Source organism: Fervidobacterium changbaicum, assembly GCF_004117075.1.
In the GTDB taxonomy this organism is placed as follows: Bacteria; Thermotogota; Thermotogae; order Thermotogales; family Fervidobacteriaceae; genus Fervidobacterium; species Fervidobacterium islandicum.
In genome coordinates, this window is sequence record NZ_CP026721.1 from 596,611 (window position 1) to 616,718 (window position 20,108).

The following is a 20,108-nucleotide window of genomic DNA, read 5'->3' on the forward strand; positions in this document are numbered from 1 at the left end:
GTTAAAAACTACAGCAATTCAGCAGCAAGGCTTGCTAATTCTGACCTTTCACCTTTCTTCAAGAAAACGTGGGCAGCTATTGGCTTCCCTAGAAATCTCGAGGCTGCGTAAACTAAACCATTGCTACTTTCGTCCAAATAGGGAGTGTCTATTTGATACGGATCGCCTGTCAAAACAACTTTTGTACCTTCTCCAGCTCGTGTGAGTATTGTCTTGACTTCCAACGGAGTTAAATTTTGTGCTTCATCAATGATTATGAACTGCTTAGGTATAGACCTCCCTCTTATGTATGTTAAAGCCTCAAGTTCTATTATTTCCTTTTTCATCAAATCCTTTAAACTTACGCTGTTAAGTCTGCACAGATATTCGAGGTTGTCCATAACTCCACTCATCCAAGGCGAGATCTTCTCCTCAAGGGCACCTGGAAGGTATCCGATGTCCTTCCCTCCCATAGGGATGAGTGGCCTTGCAACAATCACGCGTTCGTACACACCTTCCACAAGCGTCTTTTCTAATGCTGCGGCAAGTGCAAGAAACGTTTTTCCAGTCCCGGCTATACCGATCAGAGAGACAAGTTTTAACTCATCGTTGATCAACGCATCTAACGCAAAGAGTTGTTCCTTGTTCCTGGGAGTAATACCAAAGATTTTCATCTTCGAATTTATCTCAACAAAGTCTTGCCCATCAAATCTGAAATATCCTTCGTTACACTCAATATACTCATTGACGTACAAACCGGGAATGTTCAGCTTTGATAAAGAATCAGCTGAGATGTAACCTACAGGCAACATAGAAAGGTCGCTTTTGTCTGTTAAATAGTCTTCTGCATCCAAACCGATTGCCAAAGCTTTCAAACGCAGGCTTATATCTTTTGAAACTATTATGGTAGGTTCTGTCCTGGTAGTTCTTAGAAACATTGCATAACTTAATATCCAGTTGTCAACGTACTTTTCAAATAAAAATTTTACCTGATGCCTATCAAAATCGCTCTCACTCAGTACTGGGATTATCAACCGTCCACCGTTGTTCAACTTAACACCGTCGTGCAAATTTCCCCTGTTTCGAAGCTCTTCCAAAACTCTTATCGCTGCCCTTGCACTTCTTCCAACTCGCCCTTGTTCCTTTTTCAGCTTATCCAACTCTTCAATAACAGGAAGTGGCACAAAAACGTTGTTATCCTCAAATGAATATATAGCCTCTGGATCGTGTATTAAAACATTTGTATCAAGCACGTAATTTTTCACCATCAATATTCCCTCCCCATCCACCGTCTTAGAAACTCGTGGATCCTTTCCCAACCAAAAATATCGAAAAACCTAATGAATACGCTTGCTGTCACCATTGCATCATCGTACGCTCGATGTGTAACCTTTTGTTGGATGCCCATCTCTAATGCCAACGTTTCAAGCTTTTTTCCTCTGCCGTACAACGTCTTTGAAATCTCCAAGGTATCTATGTAGTAAACATCCAACGGCAATTGCCCAACTTCTTTAGCCGCATAATCAAGAAATGTCAAATCAAAGCGCGCATTGTGGAAAACAAGTATAGTGTCCCTGGAATATTTTCTAACAACAGCCAGCACCTCGTCTAGTCCTGGTGCGCTTTGAATGTCCCTTGTAGAAATTTTGTGCACACTCTGCGCGTAAGTTTGTATACTTACTTTCGGGTTCACCAGGGATGTGTAAATCCACTCTTTTACAATCTTGCCCTTGTATATTGGAATTATTGCAATTTCAATAATACGATCCCCACCGGATGGATCAATACCTGTGGTCTCTATATCAACCGCGCAGTACACATTGTCATCCCATGTCACAACTCAGTTCTCCTCTTCTTTTTGATTCGAAGGTTTCTAGCATTCTTATTAACTCGGAAACACAAACTAAGTGATTAGCTCTTCTCCTCCACCTCTGGCAATCACGATTTCTCCAGCCTCTTCGAGTCTTCTTATTATGTTTATAATCTTTTGCTGCGCTTCCTCAACATCTTTCACTCGAACGGGACCCATGAACTCTATTTCGTCTTTGAGCAGCTGTTGAGCACGTTTAGACATGTTATTGAATATCTTTTGCTTTAGCTCTTCAGAAGCTCCTTTTAAAGCTACTGCAAGGTCTTGCATGTTCACTTCCCTCAAAACAAGCTGAACGGACCTATCGTCGAGTTTCAGTATGTCCTCGAAGACGAACATTCTTCTTCTGATCTCTTCGGCTAATTCAGGTGCCTCATAAGTAAGTCTCTCCATAATATTTTTCTCAGTCGACCTACCTAAGTTGTTCATAATCTCAGCTGCTGTGTCCAAACCGCCAACTGCACTGAGCGTTTGCGTCGCAACACCGGCAAACTTCTTCTCAAGCAACTTTTCCACTTCTTTAACAACGTCCGGAGACGCACGCTCCAAAAGTGATATCCTCTTAATAACTTCGAGCTGTAGATTTTCGGGAAGCGCACCTAAGACTTGAGCGGCAATTCGCGGGTCAAGGAAACTGAGAACAAGAGCAATTGTTTGTGGGTGCTCAGACTGTAGGAAGTTCACGATTTGAACAACATCAGCATTTCGCATGAATTCGAATGGCTTCACGGACAAATTCGATACAAGCCTTTCGATTATCTGCATAGCCTTTTCAGGTCCAAAAGCTTTTATAAGCATCTCCTTTGCGTAATCAATACCGCCACTTATTATCATTTCCCGTGCTTTGGTGAGGTTTTGGAATTCTTCCAAGACAGCTTTGCGTTCCTCGTTTGTCACCTTACCAAGATTGGCTATCTCTATGGTTAACATCTCAACTTCCGACTCATCAAGGTTCTTAAGCACTTTTGCCGCCCTTTCTGGTCCCATCGTCACCAATAGTATGGCTGCCTTACGCCTTCCTGTTAACTTTCCAGCCATAATCTCATCCTTTCTCCGCTATCCAGACTTTCAAAACCGTGGCCACATCTTCAGGTGTTGTCTCAGCAACTTGTTGTAAGTAGGCCTTGAGTTGTTCCAAAAGTGCTTCTTCCTCTGCACCTGCTGGTATTTCCTCTTCCGTAATTGCTTCCAAAGTTCGTTGTGCTTCTTCCTGAAGTGCCCTGTACCTTTGTTCCATCAATTTTCTTGCCTTTACTTTCTTGAGTTGTATCAGCCCAAGGTAGGTTGCAAAGAATATAAGAACAGACGCTAACAATATAAGAATAAGTCGAGTTCTCAGTTTCTGCAATTCTGTGGTGGTTTGAATTTGCTTGTAGAATTCCTCTTGAATTTCCCTGCTGAACGGTAAGAACGCAACTGCATATGTCACAGAACCTTCCGGTGTATTCGCATCTATGCTCTTTTGAATGATCGAGCTAATGAGCTTCTCAACTTGGTCTTTTGAAGCTTTCTCGAGGACGGTAGATGAGGAATCAATAATCACAGAAAGCGTAATATTTTCTATCTCTCCTTCCGAATTTTTCACAATATTTTCAACTATCTGGTTGAGTTCGTAGTTAATTATTTCATGGCTCTTTTGATAAGAAGTTTGACCTGAAGAAGAAGTTGTTTCATAGGTTGTTGGGGGGATATTCGATTCAGTTCCAACAGGTCCACCTGTTGTCGGCTGGTTCGTTGAGAATTCCTGCTCGGTTTCTTTACTTCTCACAAGTCCCTCTTTCTTGTTCGGTGCGGTATACGTAGTTATTTGTTTTTCTATCTTCTCCCAGTTCAACCTAATATCGGGAATAACCTCAACACGTCCTGGTCCAAAGACATTCTCCAGAGGGATTTTTATCTTTTGCTTGTAATAATTCTCTAAATTCACCTTCAACTCCATCTTCGTTGAGGCAAGCGCAGTAGAAGTATCCAAATTAACCAAACTCGTCAAATCTTGCCCTCTTTGGTCGATTACCTTGATATTCTCCGGTTTAATTCCCTCGACGGCTCCTTGAACCAGCGAAACAATTCCCCTTACTTGTTCTTTCGTCAAAGAGTAACCTGGCTTCATCACAACCATGACCGAAGCTCTTGGTTCGGACATCTCGCCACGGACGTAGTAAGTATACTTTGGTAAAGTCAGAACCACCCTTGCGCTGTCAACACCTTGAATTGTAGAAATCGTTCTTTCTAGTTCACCTTGAAGTGCAATTTGGTACCTGACCTGCTTATCAAAACTCGTTGCGCCAAGACTCGTCTGGTCTAAAATCTCAAACCCACGCGTCGTACCAGAAAGTACCCCGGCAGATGCAAGACGCATACGTACTTCGTAGACATTGTAATTTGAAGGTATCAATATCCTGTTGCCTGCTTCTACTTTATACGGAATTCCCAAAGATTCAAGTTGTTGCAGAACAGGTCCTGCATCTTCCTCGCTCTTAGCTGTAAGCAGTAGCACATACTTGGGAGCATTAATAATAGTAAGAAAAATTATGGCCATTATAACCGAAACGGCCACGATACCAATTATCAACTTTTGAGATTTTGGCAGTTCCTTCCACTTCTGAGGTAGCTTTGTAAACCAGTCCAAGAATTTCCTAAACCAATCCATAGACTCACCACCAAAAGATAATTATACCACACAATCGACGAAAATTTACACTAAAGTAAAGATTTTTGTATTAACAAAACGGAAAAAGGTACTATAATTATAGTACCAAAGTTTTGAGGTGATTGCAATGTGGAAAGTTAATTTGAAAGATCTGATAAAAGAACGCAGAAGAGTGATAGAAGGTATATACGCTCCAGAGTTCGTGGAGCTCCACACGGGGACATACAAAGTTCTACACGGTGGTTTCAAAGTGAAAATGGTCCTTACCTACGCCGATAACAAAGTACTGCTTGGTGGTTACGCTCGTGGTTATGTTGAGCGACCATGCGACCGATGTTTAAAACTTTCAGAAATGTACATTGACGGAATTATAGAAGCAGTGTATACTTTTGAGAAGAAACCTCTCCAAAAGAACGAGGAACTTAAAGATCTATCTAACGAAATCTTACTGGTTGGTGATATAATAGACCTTGAGGAACGAATCGTTGAAGGTATTGTCAGTAGTGCACCTGACGTTTTCGTTTGCAGTCCAGATTGTAAAGGTCTTTGTCCATATTGTGGTGCAGATTTGAATGAGGAACCGGAACATAAATGCAAAGCTTCTGAAGAAAAAAACATCGATCCAAGGTTTGAAATATTACTGAAAATAAAGCATACACAGGAGGGATAAGTATGGCAGTACCAAAGCAGAAGCGTTCAAGAAGCAGAACACATCACAAAAGAGCCAAGATTTACAGAGCTTTCAGCGTTGCAGTAACAACATGCCCAAACTGTGGAGCACCAAAACAACCACACAGAGTCTGTTTGAATTGCGGTTACTACGGAAAGAAGCAGGTGTTTGAGGTAGCGAAATGATTCGCGTAGCCTTGGATGTAATGGGTGGAGACAAAGCGCCGGAAGAAATAAAAGCCGGCGCTTTAATGTTTGCCGAAGAACTGAAAAAAGCTAAGAAAAACATCCATCTAATACTGATCGGTACAGAAAGCGCTTTATCCGATCTGAGAAATCACAGACTTTCAGACTACTTTACGCTGGAAATCGTAAGAGACTACCTCCCTATGGATATAAAGCCCACCGAAGCGCTTCGTAGAAAAGAAAGTTCCATGTACATTGGTGCTCAACTGCTCAAAGAACATAAAGTAGATGCATTTGTAAGTGCCGGTAATACAGGAGCACTACTTGCTTACGCAACACTTGTCGTTGGCAGATTGAGCGGAATAGACCGCCCGGCTTTGGCAGTTCCCATCCCATCTCTCAATGGCTTTACAGTTTTGATAGACGGCGGGGCGAATGCGGAAGTTCGTCCAGATTACTTAGTGCAGTTTGCTGCAATGGGTGTAGAATACGCAAGGACACTTGGAAAAAGTTCTCCCAAGGTTGGACTACTGAACGTTGGAACTGAAGAGAACAAAGGTACCGATATGCATAAATTAGCCTATCAGATGTTAAGAGAAAAACTCGGTCCCGCATTCCACGGAAACGTTGAAGGGAATGATATAAACCTTGGGACTGTTGATGTTGTTGTTACGGATGGATTCACTGGGAACGTTGCGCTGAAAACAATGGAAGGTGTGGCAAAGCTTATCTCTCACACAATAAAATCGGAAGCAAAGAAAGGCATTGATGGTTTGATTGGTGCTTTACTTTTTTCCCGAGTTTTGAAAAAACTAAAGCAAAAGTTGGATCCAAGAACCTACGGGGGAACATTTTTCTTGGGAGTAGATGGAATAGTAGTTAAGGCTCACGGGAATTCCGATAGAGTGGCTATAAAAAATGCACTGAAAGTTGCGGTGCAAGGTGTAGAAAAAGATTTAATTAAGAATTTGGAAGCTCAATTAGAGAGGTGGAAGTAATCCCATGTGTGGAATCGTTGGAATTATCGGCCACGAATTCAAAGTTTCTGAACTCATCGAAGGACTGAAAAAATTAGAATACAGAGGTTACGATTCAGCAGGTATAGCAGCAACAAACGGTAACCAAATGATAGTGACAAAAAGTGTTGGTCGAGTTGATGCTTTAAAAACCGTTATCGAAGAGGAGAAAGTAGTAAAAAGTGGTATAGCGCATACAAGATGGGCAACTCACGGAGCGCCAAACGATACAAACGCACATCCGCACACAGACTGTAGTGGAAAAATCGCCGTCGTGCATAACGGCATTATCGAAAACTACCAGGAACTCAAAACAGAACTCATCAAAAAAGGTCACAAATTCAGATCCGAAACTGACACAGAAGTAATAGGTCACTTAGTGGAAGAACATTTCAAAGGTGATTTATTCCAAGCTGTGCTTGATACCTTGAAAATACTTAAAGGTGCATTCGCAATCGCTGTTATTCATTCAGATATGCCCAACATCATGGTTGGTGCAAGAAAAGGTAGTCCTTTAGTAGTGGGATGTAACGATAAATACTGTGTATTGGCATCGGACGTCACACCAATAATCAAATACACACGCGACGTCATATTCCTCGAAGACGGAGATGTGGTCTACATCGAAGGAAATAAACTAAAAATCACGGACTTTTCCGGGAACACAGTTATCAGAAAGCACACGCACATCACTTGGGACGAATCAGCAGCGGAAAAAGGCGGATTCAAGCACTTCATGTTGAAAGAAATTAACGAAATTCCAGAAGCAATAGAAAGCGCTCTCGTTGGAAGAGTAGAATCAGACTACACTCCTTCCTTACACGAACTTGACGAGTTCAATTTAGAAAAGGTAAAGAGAATACTTCTGGTTGCGTGTGGAACGAGTTACCACGCCGGACTTGTCTTTAAGTACTTTGCTGAAAAATACTTGGATGTTGATGTTTTAATAGACGTAGCTTCAGAATTCAGATACAGACCTATTAGGCTTACCGAAGACACGATAACAATTGCCATATCCCAATCTGGAGAAACTGCAGACACCCTTGAAAGCATTAGGGCCGTTAAAAAGGCTGGTGGAAAGGTCATAGCCATTTCCAACGTAGTCGGTTCAACAATCACGAGAGAGAGTGACGTAACACTCTACATGAACGCAGGTCCTGAAATTGGTGTTGCCGCATCAAAGACATACGTGAATCAGCTCATAGTACTTTATCTCATAGGGCTCTACATGATAAAAAAACGCGGCTTGTGGCGGCAGGAACATGGCGAGATAGTCAAACAAATTGTTGAATCGCCGAAAACACTTAAAGGAATAATATCCAATAAAGGCATAGAGACTGTAGCAGACAATTACAAAAACTATCATCACTTCATGTACATAGGCAGAGGCATAAACACCGCAACAGCGCTCGAAGGAGCTCTTAAATTGAAAGAAATCAGTTACATAAACGCCGTTGGTTACCCCGCCGGTGAGTTAAAACATGGCCCAATCGCACTTTTGGATCCCAAGTTCCCCGTTTTCGCAGTGGCACCGAAAGATAGCCTGTATGAAAAAATGAGAAGCAACATAGAAGAAACTCGCGCAAGAAACGCAAGAATAGTGGCAGTTGCTACCCAAGGTGACGAAGAGATAAAGAAGATAGCACACGATGTTATCTACGTACCAGAAGCACACGAAGACCTTTATCCTTTGATTTTTGCTCCTGTCATTCAACTCTTTGCTTACTACATCGCCGACAAACGCGGATACGACCCAGACAAGCCGAGAAACCTTGCCAAGAGTGTGACTGTGGAGTAGAATTCTACACTGAAACGAATTAACTAAAAGATAGTAAAAAGGGATAAGACGGCTAAAGCCTCTTATCCCTTTTTGTTTTCAAGGTGCAAGGTACGTAGGTTGGAAAGAAAAAGAGCTACAACGACTTCTGACAAAAAATCTAAGGATCTTTAACGAATTTATTATGCTGATATGTTATAATTTGTTATAGAAAACCACACGAAAGGTGGTGGGTGGGACGATGAGAACTCTTTACGAACTTTGCGTACCGCGTGAGAGCGTCTTTGACGAAACTAAGCGAGACGACGTTTTGGATTTAAGTGACTTAATCGAAAACAGAATAGACCCCTACCGATTCTTCGAAGAAACTTACATAACGGATGGTATGAGGGTATTATTCGACACAGCATTTAAACGCTTCCACAGACAGACCGCGGCTGGTGTCATCAAACTGAGGCAGAGCATGGGTGGTGGTAAGACCCACAACATGATCGCTCTCGGTCTTTTAGCAAGATATCCTGATCTTAGAGAAAAAGTCCTGGGAGACAAATTCAAAGACAGCCCGCTTGGTAGGATAAAAGTTGTCGCTTTTACCGGTAGAGAAAGCGATGCTCCGTACGGCATTTGGGGTGCGATCGCTGAACAACTTGGAAAACGTGAGATGTTTAAAGATTACTACTCACCCTTACAGGCACCAGGTCAGAGTGCCTGGGTGAACCTCTTAAGAGGCGAGCCTCTTCTGATTCTTCTTGACGAACTGCCACCGTACTTGGAGAATGCCAAAGCAAAACTAATCGGTGAGTCGAATTTAGCAGTCGTCACCACCACGGCACTGGCAAACCTTTTCAATGCCTTGAACAAGGAAGAGCTTTCCAATGTGTGTCTTGTTATTTCAGACCTGCGAGCCGTCTATGAAAGCGGAAGTGAACTTTTACAATCCTCATTCAGAGAACTTGAAAACGAAGTTAACCGATTAGCCATAGAAATCGAGCCGGTTAGTTTGTCTACGGATGAAATCTATCACATCCTCAGAAAAAGACTTTTCAAACAACTACCTTCTGAAGAAGAAATAAACGAAGTAGCACTTGCTTACAAAAAGGCAGTGATAGAAGCAAAACAGATGGGTTATACCAACCTCGCGCCTGATCAAATCTACAATTGGATTAAAGAATCCTATCCCTTCCATCCCTCACTAAGAGACCTGTACGCAAGGTTCAAGGAAAACCCAGGATTCCAGCAAACAAGAGGCTTGCTAAGACTCATGCGTATAGTTGTCTCACAACTCTACAAGGGCGACAACCCAAAAGCCAAGTACAAATACCTTATACACCCTTACGATTTTGATTTGAACGACCACGAAATGCTAACCGCAATAACTCAGATTAAGCCCTCACTTGCCAATGCTATCGCCCACGACATCGCTTCAAACGGACACGCAATCGCTGAGGAAATAGATTCGACCATAGGAGAGACTCATATGCAAGACCTTGCCAAGCTAATTCTTGTCTCTTCCTTGGCAGACGTTCCGAATGCTCTTCTCGGCCTTTCGATTCAGGAAACGGTAGGATACCTTTGTGAGCCAGGTAAGGATATTACCCGTGTAAAGAAGGCTTTGGACGAGTTCGTCATGCGGGCTTGGTACCTTCACACAGACAGGGACGGCAAATTGTACTTCAAAAATACAAGGAACCTAATTGCTGAGCTTAATTCTCTGGTCGAGTCCTATGATAACGAAAGCGCAAAGAAAGAGCTTAGAAACTTCCTTGAGAAAATATTTGAGCCCAAAATCGGAGATTGCTACCAGAGAGTATTGGTTTTCCCAGCGGTTGATGAGATTAGACTATCCGAAGATAAGGTCACATTGGTAATCTTTGAACCGTATATAGGTGGAACCGGCTTACATCCTGACTTGAAAGAATTTTACGATAACGAGAGGTACAAAAATAGAGTCATGTTCCTATCAGGTTCCAGAAGCACTATGGAGAAACTTCTGCGAGCCGCCAAGGAACACAGAGCAATTAACGAGATAATCAGCAGAATGGAGAACGAAGAAAAAGTTCCCGCAAGTGACCCACAGTACCAAAGGGCTCTTGAAAAAAGGGACAGAATAGTCTTAGAGCTTCTGCAAGCAGCGAGAGAAACATTTACGCAAATCTATTATCCAACAAAAGAAGGCTTGATCAAGGCTGACTTCCTCATGGAATTCAGGAGCAATGAATACAACGGAGAGAAGCAGATAAGAGACCTTCTCGAAAAGCGTCAGAAATTCACTTACGACACCACAAGTGATATCTTTAGAAAGAAATGTGAAGACCGCTTGTTTACACAAAAAGAAATGCGATGGAGCGACGTAAAAGAAAGGGCAGCTACGAACCCCGCATGGCAGTGGCACCATCCCTCCGCACTTGACAAACTGAAAGATGAAATGCTCAGAAAAGGCATATGGCGTGAACACGGTGGTTACATCGAAAAAGGACCGTTCCCAAAGGAGAAGACCAGTGTCCAAATCAGAGAACTTCGCAGAGATGAGCAAACGGGCGAAGTAATTCTTAAAATCATCCCACTTCACGGAGATAAGGTCTATTACGAAGTGGGTTCTGTGGCTACCACGGCTTCAAATCTCGTGGAGAACCTGAATGAGTTCAGAACAAAAGAAGTGAAACTTTCCTTCTTGTGTGTTGACAGCACTGGCGAGCATGAAACAGGTGAACCAGTTCTATGGATCAACAAATTAGAACTGAAGTATCGAACCTACAACAAAGGTTCAGACGAGATTATTGAGTTAAAAGCTGTACCTCCAGCAACCATAAAGTACACAACCGACGGCTCCAATCCAAAGGAAAATGGTGGGATATACGAAGGTGAGTTTATCGTTCCTCAGAACTGCACATACGTGCTTGCCGTTGCAGAAAAAGAAGGAGTTTATTCAGACGTTCTTCAAATTAAGATAGATAGGGAACGGGGAGTAAAGGTAGATGCCTCAAAGCCTCTTACCCTGAAAAGGCGTATCAAGACAAGCGATACTCGAGAAACGTATGAAGAAATCGGATTATTGAAGAAGTGCAACGCAAAGATTAGTGATGCCTCAGTTCTCTTCTTCACGAAAGAAGACTCATCGGATAGAAGGCGCTATGTTGAGGTAACTCTGGACTTGGAAGTGGATATTGACAAGCTTGAAAGGAGCATAGAAAGCATAAGAGAAAACTTTATGAACGATAAGGAAGTAACTATCATCTTCGAATCTAACAGTATTCACTTTGCAACGGGGCAAGACTTTTTGGATTGGGTCGCAGGAAAGAAACTTGAACTAAAAAACTTTAAACAGGGAGAGATTGTTCAACAATGAGCAGGATGGCAGATAAAAAGAATGTTTACGGCTTTGGTTTCATCCCTGAGGAATCTCAACACCATTTCTTGGTAATCATTCCGCGTTCAACTAACGGAAAAGTTGTCATTTACGAACGTTTCAAATGGCAAGACGGTGTCGAAGAACAGACAATCGACCCAAGAGAAGACAAACCGAAGGTCGCACTCTCAAAGCACAAGTGGAGACTTATAGAAGACACTTTAAAGAACGAATTCAACGCACGATTGAGGAAAGAAAAGCTCCCTGCTGGTAAATGGACCGTAGGCCAAGTCCCTGTCCATCGTCTCTTTGGCAAAGAAATGGTACTTTTAGCCTGGGCGATAGAAGACTGCGATCCTTCGGTGATACCAACGGCAATCAAAAACTGGCTTGGCCTTTCACCCGAGGAACGCTGGTGGCTTTTCACCATGACTAACGCTGCAACAGGAGGTCTTAACGACAAAAGAGGTTGGAGAAAAGCTATAAGGTACGCACTAACCGAGAACCCTGTAGAAGAAACGAACAAACAGTTAGACATATTCGACCTATTAATTCAAAGAAAAATAGACGACTGATTAATTCAGCAACTGAAGGGGTGGTAACGTTGTTTGACTGGAACAAGTCTTTTATAGAACTGCAATTCCCCGTCTCGAAGCTGTCAAAAGAAAGCTATAAAGAAAGAAAATCAAATTTGGGACAAACATTAACAGGACTTGGCAAATGGTGGGGCAGAAAGCCCCTTATTCTTGTTAGAGCGGCGCTGCTCGGATTGTTAATGCCGGTAAGCGACAATCCAAAAAAAGACATGGAGATGTTCTTAAAAGTAATGATGATGGACGAAGAAGGTCTGTGGCTTCGTAAAAAGCAACCTATCCCTGTCGAAGAAATATACGAAAACTTGACCGATGAAGAAAGACAAAAATATTTCGAAACCAACGGTGGTAAACTTAAATACAAGGAAGGTATCACGAAAAGGGAAAGAGATGAGCTGCAAAAACTCGTATTTAGCAGGCTTTCGTACGATGAAAAACTGAAGTACTGCCTAAGACCAGAAGAGGTTGACAACCTACCGGAACCATCGTGGGAGGTAATAAACCAGTATTTTGGAACAAATGCAAAGAACTTTCAGGAGTTCTTTCGGGAACTTGGAATGAAGAGATTTGGGCAAATTCCGACAGTGGGAGATTGCTTCTGCGGAGGGGGGAGCGTTCCATTCGAAGCCGCGAGGATGGGGTTGAACGTCTTTGCTTCTGATTTGAACCCCATTGCGATGCTCCTCACATGGGCTGCGCTAAACATATTGGGGAGTTCAGAAGAAGAGATTGAAAACTTAAGAGAATTTCAAAAAAAGATATTTGATCTTGCCGATGAACAAGTCACCGAATGGGGAATAGAGCACAACGAACAGGGGCATAGGGCTGTTGCCTATCTATACTGCAACGAAACCATCTGTCCTGAATGCGGATGGAAAGTTCCGCTCGCACCTTCCTGGGTAATTGGAAAAGGGACAAAAACTGTTGCGATATTGAAAGAAAATCACCAGACCAAGAGCTTCGATATTGAGATAAAGTCGAACGCAACCGCTGAAGAGATGCAACTTGCAGAAAAAACAGGGACCGTGAAAGACGGAAATTTAGTATGTCCGCATTGTAAAGTCTCTACACCAATACCAGCCATTAGGAAAGACAGGATAAGAGAAGATGGCTCAGTAGAGTACGGCCTTCGCCAATGGGAACCTCACGAATTTCTACCCCGTCCAGACGATGTATTCCAAGAAAGACTCTACTGCATTAGATATGAAAAACCGGATGGGGAAAGGTACTACACAGCCCCCACAAAAAAGGACTTAGAAAGAGAGGCAAAGGTTGTAGAACTACTTAAAGAAAGATTCACATCGTGGCAAGAGAAAGGGTATATTCCAAGCAGCAGAATTGAAGAAGGAGAAAAGACTCTCGAGCCTATAAGAACAAGAGGTTGGTCTTATTGGCACCAATTGTTCAATCCGAGGCAACTTCTTTTGCACGGACTTCTGATGGAACTGATTGACAAGCATGCAAAGACGCAGAAAGAAAAGGTGGTAGGACTACTGGGAGTAAATAGGTGTTGCAACTGGAACAGTAAACTTTCTAAATGGAATCCTGCACCAGCTTCAGAAAAGGTTGAGGATACTTTTTACAATCAAGCCCTGAATACATTATATGTTTACGGAGCCAGAAGCATGAAGTACTTAGCAAACAGTTGGTTTTTCGAGATATCGAGCTTTGATATAGAGGGTAATTCTGTTTCAATGGTCAGTGATGCAAGAAATATTACGCATGTGTCAACAATTTGGCTCACCGATCCCCCTTACGCTGATGCAATCAATTATCACGAGCTTTCCGAATTCTTTCTTGCGTGGGATAAGAAATTGCTGCTCGATACTTTCCCAGATTGGTATGCCGATAGTAAGCGTGCCCTTGCTATAAAGGGAAGAGGGGAAGATTTTAAGCAGAGCATGGTGCAAGTCTACAAGAACCTTGCAAAACACATGCCGAACAACGGAATGCAGGTAATTATGTTCACTCACCAAGATGTCAGTGTGTGGGCAGACCTTGCCTTAATCTTATGGGCAGCAGGTCTCAGGGTCACAGCCGCTTGGAACATAGCAACGGAAACAGAATCTGCAGGTCTTAAGGAAGGCAACTATGTGAAAGGAACAGTCCTTCTTGTCCTTCGCAAGCAGACTTCTGAGCAGACAGCGTACCTTGACGAGCTTTATCCCGAAATCGAACGCGAGGTTCAAAGACAAATAGAGATTATGAGAGAACTGGACGATAAAGAGGACCCAAACTTCAGCGATCCGGATTACCTGCTTGCCGCTTACGCTGCTTCGCTCAAGGTGTTAACATCTTACAAGCGAATCGAAGACATTGATATCGAGTACGAGCTTTCAAGAAAGAGACTACCCGGAGAAGAATCGCCTATTGAGAAGATAATATATGAAGCTGTTAGGATTGCGTACGACTACATTGTTCCAAAAGGCTTTGATTCGTACACATGGAAAACACTCACGCCTGAAGAGAGGTTCTACATCAAAGGCTTAGACCTCGAGAAAGATGGGATTTATCAAATCGGAGCTTATCAAGAATTGGCAAAAGGCTTTGGAGTTAAAGAGTACAAGGAGCTTCTTGCATCTACGAAGGCCAACCATGCAAGATTGAAAACTGCACTGGAATTTGGAACACGAGGACTCAACAGTGACGATGGATTCAGTAATACCCTTCTAAGAAATGTGCTCGCAGCCTTGCATCAGGCTATAAAGGCAGAAGACCCGTCAAGGGGAAAGAACTGGCTCAGAAACGAAGTTCCCAATTATTGGGGCCAGCGAACCACCATTGTTGAGATACTGGAATACATATCTTCGTTGGGTAGCATAGACACCATGCCTCATTGGAAGGAAGAAGCAAAATACGCAAGACTCCTGGCAGAACTTGTGAAGAACGACGGAGTGTAATGGATAGTATTTTCCTTAAAAGATTTCAGAGAGTGGGGATTGATGGATGATTTACCGTTATTCGTCAAGAAGAACAAGGCTCGACTCGCACTTTTTAAACGAAAAGTTGAAAAACGCTGTCAGCTACGATCGAATAGCTGGTTATTTCAGTTCTTCCATCATCGAGGTTGCAGGGGAGGCAATTGAAAATATCGAAGGTGTCTGTAGGGTGGTGTGCAATTCTGAGCTTCAGAAGGACGACTTTGTAACAATAAGCGCAGCTGTTAACGGACTGCGCAGGGAATGGTGTGCGGCAAAACCAGAGGAAAAATACAACAACATTCCTGAAAGGCTGAAAAAGCTTTACGAACTTATAAGAAGTGGCAAACTGCAGATAAAGGTCGTCCCAAACGATGTTTTTGGACTAATCCATGGTAAAGCGGGTGTGATAACTTTTAAAGACGGTCGGAAAACAGCGTTTATCGGTAGTGTGAATGAAACTCTCACAGGATGGAAGTTGAATTATGAGATCCTCTGGGAAGATGATTCGCCAGAAGCTGTAGACTGGGTCCAGGAGGAATTCGACCATTTTTGGAACAGTCCATACGCTGTTGCACTTCCGGAATTCGTGGTGGAGGATATCAAAAGAATCTCCGAAAGAAAAGTGATTTACTCCGTAGACGAATGGAAACAATCCCCCGAGCCTGCGTCCACGGTAGTTGAATCACCGATTTATAGAGAAGAATTGGGATTGTGGGAACATCAAAAGTATTTCATAAGTCTTGCTTTTGAAAGTCATAAAAAGAACGGGGCAAGGTATGTGCTTGCAGATACAGTTGGGCTTGGAAAAACTATCCAGCTTGCGTTGGCTGCTCAGCTGATGGCTCTCTACGGTGATAAGCCAATCCTTGTAATTGCACCAAAGACTTTAATATGGCAGTGGCAGGATGAATTATACAACCTTTTGGATATGCCTTCAGCCGTTTGGGATGGTAAAGGTTGGGTTGATGAGAACGGTATAAAGTACCCTGCTAATGGCTATACAGCCATAAAGAAATGTCCAAGGCGTATTGGTATAGTTCCGCAAAGTCTGATAACAGCGAAATCTGAACAGGTTCAGGAACTTTTGAATCTTGATTACGAATGTGTAATTGTTGACGAAGCACACCGGGCAAGGCGAAAGAACTTGGGACCGGGAAGAGAGAATGAAAAGCCCATCCCTAATAATTTGATGAAGTTCTTGCTTGAGATTTCTAAGCGTACTAAGAGTATGCTTTTAGCAACCGCAACACCTGTGCAACTTTATCCAATTGAAGCCTGGGATTTACTATATATACTTGCTCAGGGTAGTGATGCTGTTTTAGGGAATGTTTACAGCATGTGGCAGAGGTATCCTCAAAGAGCGTTGGACTTAATCACTGGTAAAGAAGTAATTGACCGCGCTGATGTTTCGGAGTATTGGGAATGGATCAGAAACCCGTTTCCTCCTGCATCTGAGGATGAAACAACGTTTGGGTTTGTAAGGAAACAGCTAAGAATGGCGGACAATGAGTTCGTCATAAAACCGGATGCACTTGATAGATTGGATGAGCAAGACCGCTTGCGAATCGAAAAGCGAATTCGCAGGATTATCGATAACGATTTTTTGATGAATCACAATCCCTTTATCAGGCATATCGTAAGAAGGACGAGGAGTTATCTTGAAAACAATGTAAATCCCGAGACAGGAGAACCGTATCTGAAAAACATAGAAGTTGTTTTGATGGGCGAAAGAGACGACGAAGCCATTATCCTACCTCCGTATCTCCAAGAAGCCTATAATTACGCAGAAAAATTCTGCGAATTGCTAAAAGAACGTACGAAAATCGTTGGCTTTTTCAAAACTCTGCTTTTAAGAAGAATGGGAAGTACGATGATAGCAGGAAAGCTCACTGCTGAGAGAATATTGAGTAATTGGCACTATTTATTGGTAGAAGAGGACTATGAAGGTGAAGAGAACGAAGACGAACTGCAAAGTCCATCAGAAGAACTGAGCCTAACAAATGAAGAAAGAGAATGCCTCGAAAATTTAATTGAGACGCTCAATCTGAACCAAGAAAGAGACCCCAAATACAACCTTGCTTTAAAGTTACTGCTGGAAGATAAATGGATAGAGCGTGGATGCATTATCTTTTCTCAGTACTACGATTCTGCGTACTGGATAGCTGAGAGTCTATCCGAGGACATCCAAGGCATGAAAATAGGACTTTACGCAGGTGGTGAAAAGTCTGGAGTATTTGTTAACGGCGTTTTTGAGAGGAAAGATAAGGAAGATTTAAAACAAATGGTTAGAAGACATGAACTGAAAATTTTGGTTAGTACGGATGCCGCGAGCGAGGGATTGAATCTTCAAACATTAGGTACACTTATTAACCTTGACTTGCCCTGGAATCCAACAAGGCTCGAGCAGCGAAAGGGAAGAATCCAGCGCATAGGACAGGTTTACGATAAGGTGTACATTTACAATATGAGGTACAAAGGGTCGGTTGAAGATAGAGTCCATCAGTTGCTTAGTCAGAGGTTTGAGAATATCTACAACATGTTCGGACAAATCCCAGACGTTTTGGAAGATGTCTGGGTTCACGTAGCGCTGAATGAGATTGAGGAAGCGAAAAAGAAAATTGATGCTCTTCCAACAAAACACCCGTTTGAATTGCGTTACCACGATCACATCGGTAGAATTAGTTGGGAAAATTGCGCTGTTGTGCTCGATAACAAGGAAAGAAAGAAGCACTTGTTATCCGGATGGTAGTCGAGTGCGCGTACAAAGGAGCGAAAAATACTCATATAATAAGAGTCACATTTTTCCGGAGGCGAGGTCTATGGGAGATTGCATTTACTGTGGCAGACCTGCGGGGCTTTTAAGAAAGTTTCATCCAGAGTGTAAAGAGAGGTACGAAAATACTTGGAACACAATGATCTATAAAGCTAAGAGCTCAGCACTTGGCTTAAGTCAGATGGATAATCTGGAGAACGAACTTCGCAATCTGGCAAAGCAAGGCTACGTTCCAGAACATAAAATAAGAGAGGCTATCGTTTCAGGCTGGGAAGAAGCTGTGCAACATTTTCTGGAAGATGGGCAGCTGGACAAGCAGGAAGAAGAGAAACTACTCAAGTTCATACAGTATTTTGGATTGAGCCAGTATGAATTAGATAAGAACGGAATGTACACCCGTCTTGTTCAAGCTGCCGTACTGCGCGACGTGTTAGAAGGTAAGGTTCCACAGCGTCTCACGGTAGCTGGGACTTTGCCTTTTAACTTTCAAAAGAACGAAAGCTTGGTTTGGGTCTTTAAAAGTGTCAAGTATTATGAGCAAAGGACTCGAAGGGAATACGTCGGCGCAAGCCAAGGAGTGAGCATTCGAATTGCGAGGGGTGTCTACTACCGTGTTGGAGGTTTTAAAGGCTATCCTATCGAAAAAGTCGAGAAGGTCCACGTAGATACTGGGATGCTCGCAATCACTACGAAACATATATACTTTCACGGTTCTGTAAAAAGCTTCAGGATACCTTATTCCAAAATTGTTTCGTTCACACCTTACTCGGATGGATTTGGAATTAATAAGGACGCTGCAAGTGCTAAGCCCCAAATCTTTGAAACAGGAGATGGATGGTTTGTGTACAATCTTGTGGTGAATCTCGCAAGAGGAGATTTCAATTGATTTAATGAATATTCAGGGAATGGTGCAGCACGTAAAAAAGCCAAATTTTCACCAACTCTTAACTTGATAGAATTTGTAAAAAATAAGATTTTGGTCTATAATATCCTTAAGACTGTAAAAGCGACTACTGTTTTAAAAAAACGAACCGCATAAATGTAAGGAGGTAAAGCATGGCACAAAAGTTCTGTTCATTTTGTGGAAGAGCTGCGGATAAGGTAGAAAAGCTCATCGCAGGACCCGGAAATGTGTATATTTGTAGCGAGTGTGTGGAGTTGTTCCACGATATTCTTCAAAGCGACAAGAAGATAAAACCAACGAAGTTCGGAACAAGAGACAGAAAAGAGCTTCCAACACCATCGCAGATAAAAAGCGAGCTTGACAAGTACGTTATAGGGCAAGAACGCGTGAAAAGGATTCTTTCCGTGGCAGTCTATAACCACTACAAGCGAGTGTTCTTCGGAAAAGATACCTCTGATGTCGAAATTGAGAAATCAAATATCATACTCATTGGACCAACTGGAAGTGGGAAGACACTCATGGCAAGGATTCTTGCAAAGATCTTAGATGTACCTTTTGCAATAGCCGATGCCACACCACTGACAGAAGCCGGATACGTCGGTGAAGACGTCGAAAACGTCGTTTTGAGGCTCCTTGAAGTGACAAACTTTGATGTCGAGCGTGCACAGTACGGTATCATATACATAGATGAAATCGACAAGATAGCAAGGAAATCTCCAAATCCGTCTATCACCAGGGATGTTAGTGGCGAAGGCGTTCAAAAAGGTTTACTCAAAATCGTGGAAGGAACTATAGCCAACGTTCCACCACAAGGTGGTAGAAAGCATCCATACCAAGAATTCATCAAGGTTGACACCACAAATATATTATTCATCGTTGGCGGTGCATTCGATGGGTTGGATGAAATAATCAAAAGAAGGATAGAAGGCAGTGCGATCGGATTCAACGCACCAGTGAAGAGCAAAGAACAGATGCGACTCGGTGAAATCTTGAAACACGTTACTCCCGACGACTTGGTCCAATACGGTCTCATGCCAGAGTTTGTAGGCAGGTTCCCCGTAATTGGTACACTCGATGATCTTAGTGTCGATGACTTGGTCAGGATTTTAAAAGAGCCCAAAAACGCAGTCTTAAAACAGTACAAGAAACTTTTTGAAATAGACGGTGTTGAACTCGAAGTTGAGGAAAGAGCGCTTTACGCAATAGCCAAGGAGGCTTTGAGGCGAGGAACAGGAGCAAGGGCTCTGAAGAGCGTCTTTGAAGAAGTGATGATTGATATCATGTTTGATATTCCCGATTTGAAAGCTGTTGAAAAGGTTGTCGTCACGGAAGAGTGTGTCACAAAGCGTGAGCGTCCGAAAATATACATGAAAGAAACAGCTTGACGTAGTTGTAAAACTGCTTACAGAAGACGAAGGTGTTGT

General features: G+C 42.6%; 14 protein-coding genes. 10 read left to right on the forward strand and 4 right to left on the reverse strand.

What is annotated here, in order from left to right; translation table 11 throughout:
• Window positions 1–8 precede the first annotated feature (8 nt).
• The 4 genes from CBS1_RS02735 to fliF form a co-directional block, all read right to left on the reverse strand.
• Window positions 9–1,247, reverse strand: a complete 1,239-nt coding sequence (locus tag CBS1_RS02735; protein ID WP_090221831.1) for a PhoH family protein — start codon at window positions 1,245–1,247, stop codon at window positions 9–11.
• Window positions 1,247–1,816: a 3'-5' exonuclease gene (locus CBS1_RS02740; protein WP_033191778.1), complete on the reverse strand. Its 570-nt coding sequence runs from the start codon at window positions 1,814–1,816 to the stop codon at window positions 1,247–1,249. The genes CBS1_RS02735 and CBS1_RS02740 overlap by 1 nt, the downstream gene beginning before the upstream one ends.
• 66 nt (window positions 1,817–1,882) lie before the next feature.
• Complete coding sequence (gene fliG, locus CBS1_RS02745) at window positions 1,883–2,887, reverse strand: flagellar motor switch protein FliG (RefSeq protein WP_090221830.1); 1,005 nt, start codon at window positions 2,885–2,887, stop codon at window positions 1,883–1,885.
• A gap of 4 nt (window positions 2,888–2,891) precedes the next feature.
• A complete protein-coding gene (gene fliF / locus CBS1_RS02750) occupies window positions 2,892–4,499 on the reverse strand; it encodes a flagellar basal-body MS-ring/collar protein FliF (protein ID WP_033191780.1) in 1,608 nt (535 codons plus the stop codon).
• Window positions 4,500–4,626: 127 nt separating this feature from the next.
• On the opposite strand from fliF, the gene CBS1_RS02755 reads away from it, so the two are divergent.
• From CBS1_RS02755 to clpX, 10 genes are all read left to right on the forward strand, one after another.
• The gene (locus CBS1_RS02755) at window positions 4,627–5,169 is read left to right on the forward strand and encodes a YceD family protein (RefSeq protein ID WP_033191781.1); all 543 of its coding nucleotides are present in this window, start codon (window positions 4,627–4,629) and stop codon (window positions 5,167–5,169) included.
• A 2-nt stretch (window positions 5,170–5,171) separates the two neighbouring features.
• Window positions 5,172–5,354 carry a 50S ribosomal protein L32 gene (rpmF, locus tag CBS1_RS02760; protein ID WP_014451598.1) on the forward strand — a complete coding sequence of 61 codons (183 nt, stop codon included), beginning with the start codon at window positions 5,172–5,174 and terminating at the stop codon, window positions 5,352–5,354.
• Entirely contained in the window at window positions 5,351–6,352 is a 1,002-nt protein-coding gene (gene plsX, locus CBS1_RS02765) for a phosphate acyltransferase PlsX (protein WP_033191782.1), read from the forward strand. Before rpmF ends, plsX begins: the two co-directional genes overlap by 4 nt.
• A gap of 4 nt (window positions 6,353–6,356) precedes the next feature.
• Entirely contained in the window at window positions 6,357–8,168 is a 1,812-nt protein-coding gene (gene glmS, locus CBS1_RS02770; protein WP_033191783.1) for a glutamine--fructose-6-phosphate transaminase (isomerizing), read from the forward strand.
• A 220-nt stretch (window positions 8,169–8,388) separates the two neighbouring features.
• Complete coding sequence (locus CBS1_RS02775; protein WP_033191784.1) at window positions 8,389–11,493, forward strand: DUF499 domain-containing protein; 3,105 nt, start codon at window positions 8,389–8,391, stop codon at window positions 11,491–11,493.
• A complete protein-coding gene (locus CBS1_RS02780; RefSeq protein WP_033191785.1) occupies window positions 11,490–12,068 on the forward strand; it encodes a DUF3780 domain-containing protein in 579 nt (192 codons plus the stop codon). The genes CBS1_RS02775 and CBS1_RS02780 overlap by 4 nt, the downstream gene beginning before the upstream one ends.
• Before the next feature lie 29 nt (window positions 12,069–12,097).
• Window positions 12,098–14,986 (forward strand): anti-phage-associated DUF1156 domain-containing protein, encoded by a 2,889-nt coding sequence (locus CBS1_RS02785; protein ID WP_033191786.1) that lies wholly within the window; start codon window positions 12,098–12,100, stop codon window positions 14,984–14,986.
• A gap of 46 nt (window positions 14,987–15,032) precedes the next feature.
• On the forward strand, window positions 15,033–17,756 hold the full coding sequence (locus tag CBS1_RS02790) for a phospholipase D-like domain-containing anti-phage protein (protein WP_033191787.1): 2,724 nt from the start codon (window positions 15,033–15,035) through the stop codon (window positions 17,754–17,756).
• Between the two features lie 70 nt (window positions 17,757–17,826).
• On the forward strand, window positions 17,827–18,666 hold the full coding sequence (locus CBS1_RS02795; RefSeq protein WP_033191788.1) for a hypothetical protein: 840 nt from the start codon (window positions 17,827–17,829) through the stop codon (window positions 18,664–18,666).
• Between the two features lie 170 nt (window positions 18,667–18,836).
• Window positions 18,837–20,069: an ATP-dependent Clp protease ATP-binding subunit ClpX gene (gene clpX, locus CBS1_RS02800; RefSeq protein WP_033191789.1), complete on the forward strand. Its 1,233-nt coding sequence runs from the start codon at window positions 18,837–18,839 to the stop codon at window positions 20,067–20,069.
• Window positions 20,070–20,108: the final 39 nt, after the last annotated feature.

Bases quoted from the DNA above. Each gene is read 5' to 3' on its own strand.
- CBS1_RS02780 (WP_033191785.1), top strand. From the start codon at position 11,490: ATGAGCAGGATGGCAGATAAAAAGAATGTTTACGGCTTTGGTTTCATC.
- glmS (WP_033191783.1), top strand. From the start codon at position 6,357: ATGTGTGGAATCGTTGGAATTATCGGCCACGAATTCAAAGTTTCTGAA.
- CBS1_RS02735 (WP_090221831.1), bottom strand. From the start codon at position 1,247: ATGGTGAAAAATTACGTGCTTGATACAAATGTTTTAATACACGATCCA.
- CBS1_RS02795 (WP_033191788.1), top strand. From the start codon at position 17,827: ATGGGAGATTGCATTTACTGTGGCAGACCTGCGGGGCTTTTAAGAAAG.
- CBS1_RS02775 (WP_033191784.1), top strand. From the start codon at position 8,389: ATGAGAACTCTTTACGAACTTTGCGTACCGCGTGAGAGCGTCTTTGAC.
- fliG (WP_090221830.1), bottom strand. From the start codon at position 2,887: ATGGCTGGAAAGTTAACAGGAAGGCGTAAGGCAGCCATACTATTGGTG.
- CBS1_RS02755 (WP_033191781.1), top strand. From the start codon at position 4,627: ATGTGGAAAGTTAATTTGAAAGATCTGATAAAAGAACGCAGAAGAGTG.
- CBS1_RS02790 (WP_033191787.1), top strand. From the start codon at position 15,033: ATGATTTACCGTTATTCGTCAAGAAGAACAAGGCTCGACTCGCACTTT.
- clpX (WP_033191789.1), top strand. From the start codon at position 18,837: ATGGCACAAAAGTTCTGTTCATTTTGTGGAAGAGCTGCGGATAAGGTA.
- rpmF (WP_014451598.1), top strand. From the start codon at position 5,172: ATGGCAGTACCAAAGCAGAAGCGTTCAAGAAGCAGAACACATCACAAA.
- fliF (WP_033191780.1), bottom strand. From the start codon at position 4,499: ATGGATTGGTTTAGGAAATTCTTGGACTGGTTTACAAAGCTACCTCAG.
- plsX (WP_033191782.1), top strand. From the start codon at position 5,351: ATGATTCGCGTAGCCTTGGATGTAATGGGTGGAGACAAAGCGCCGGAA.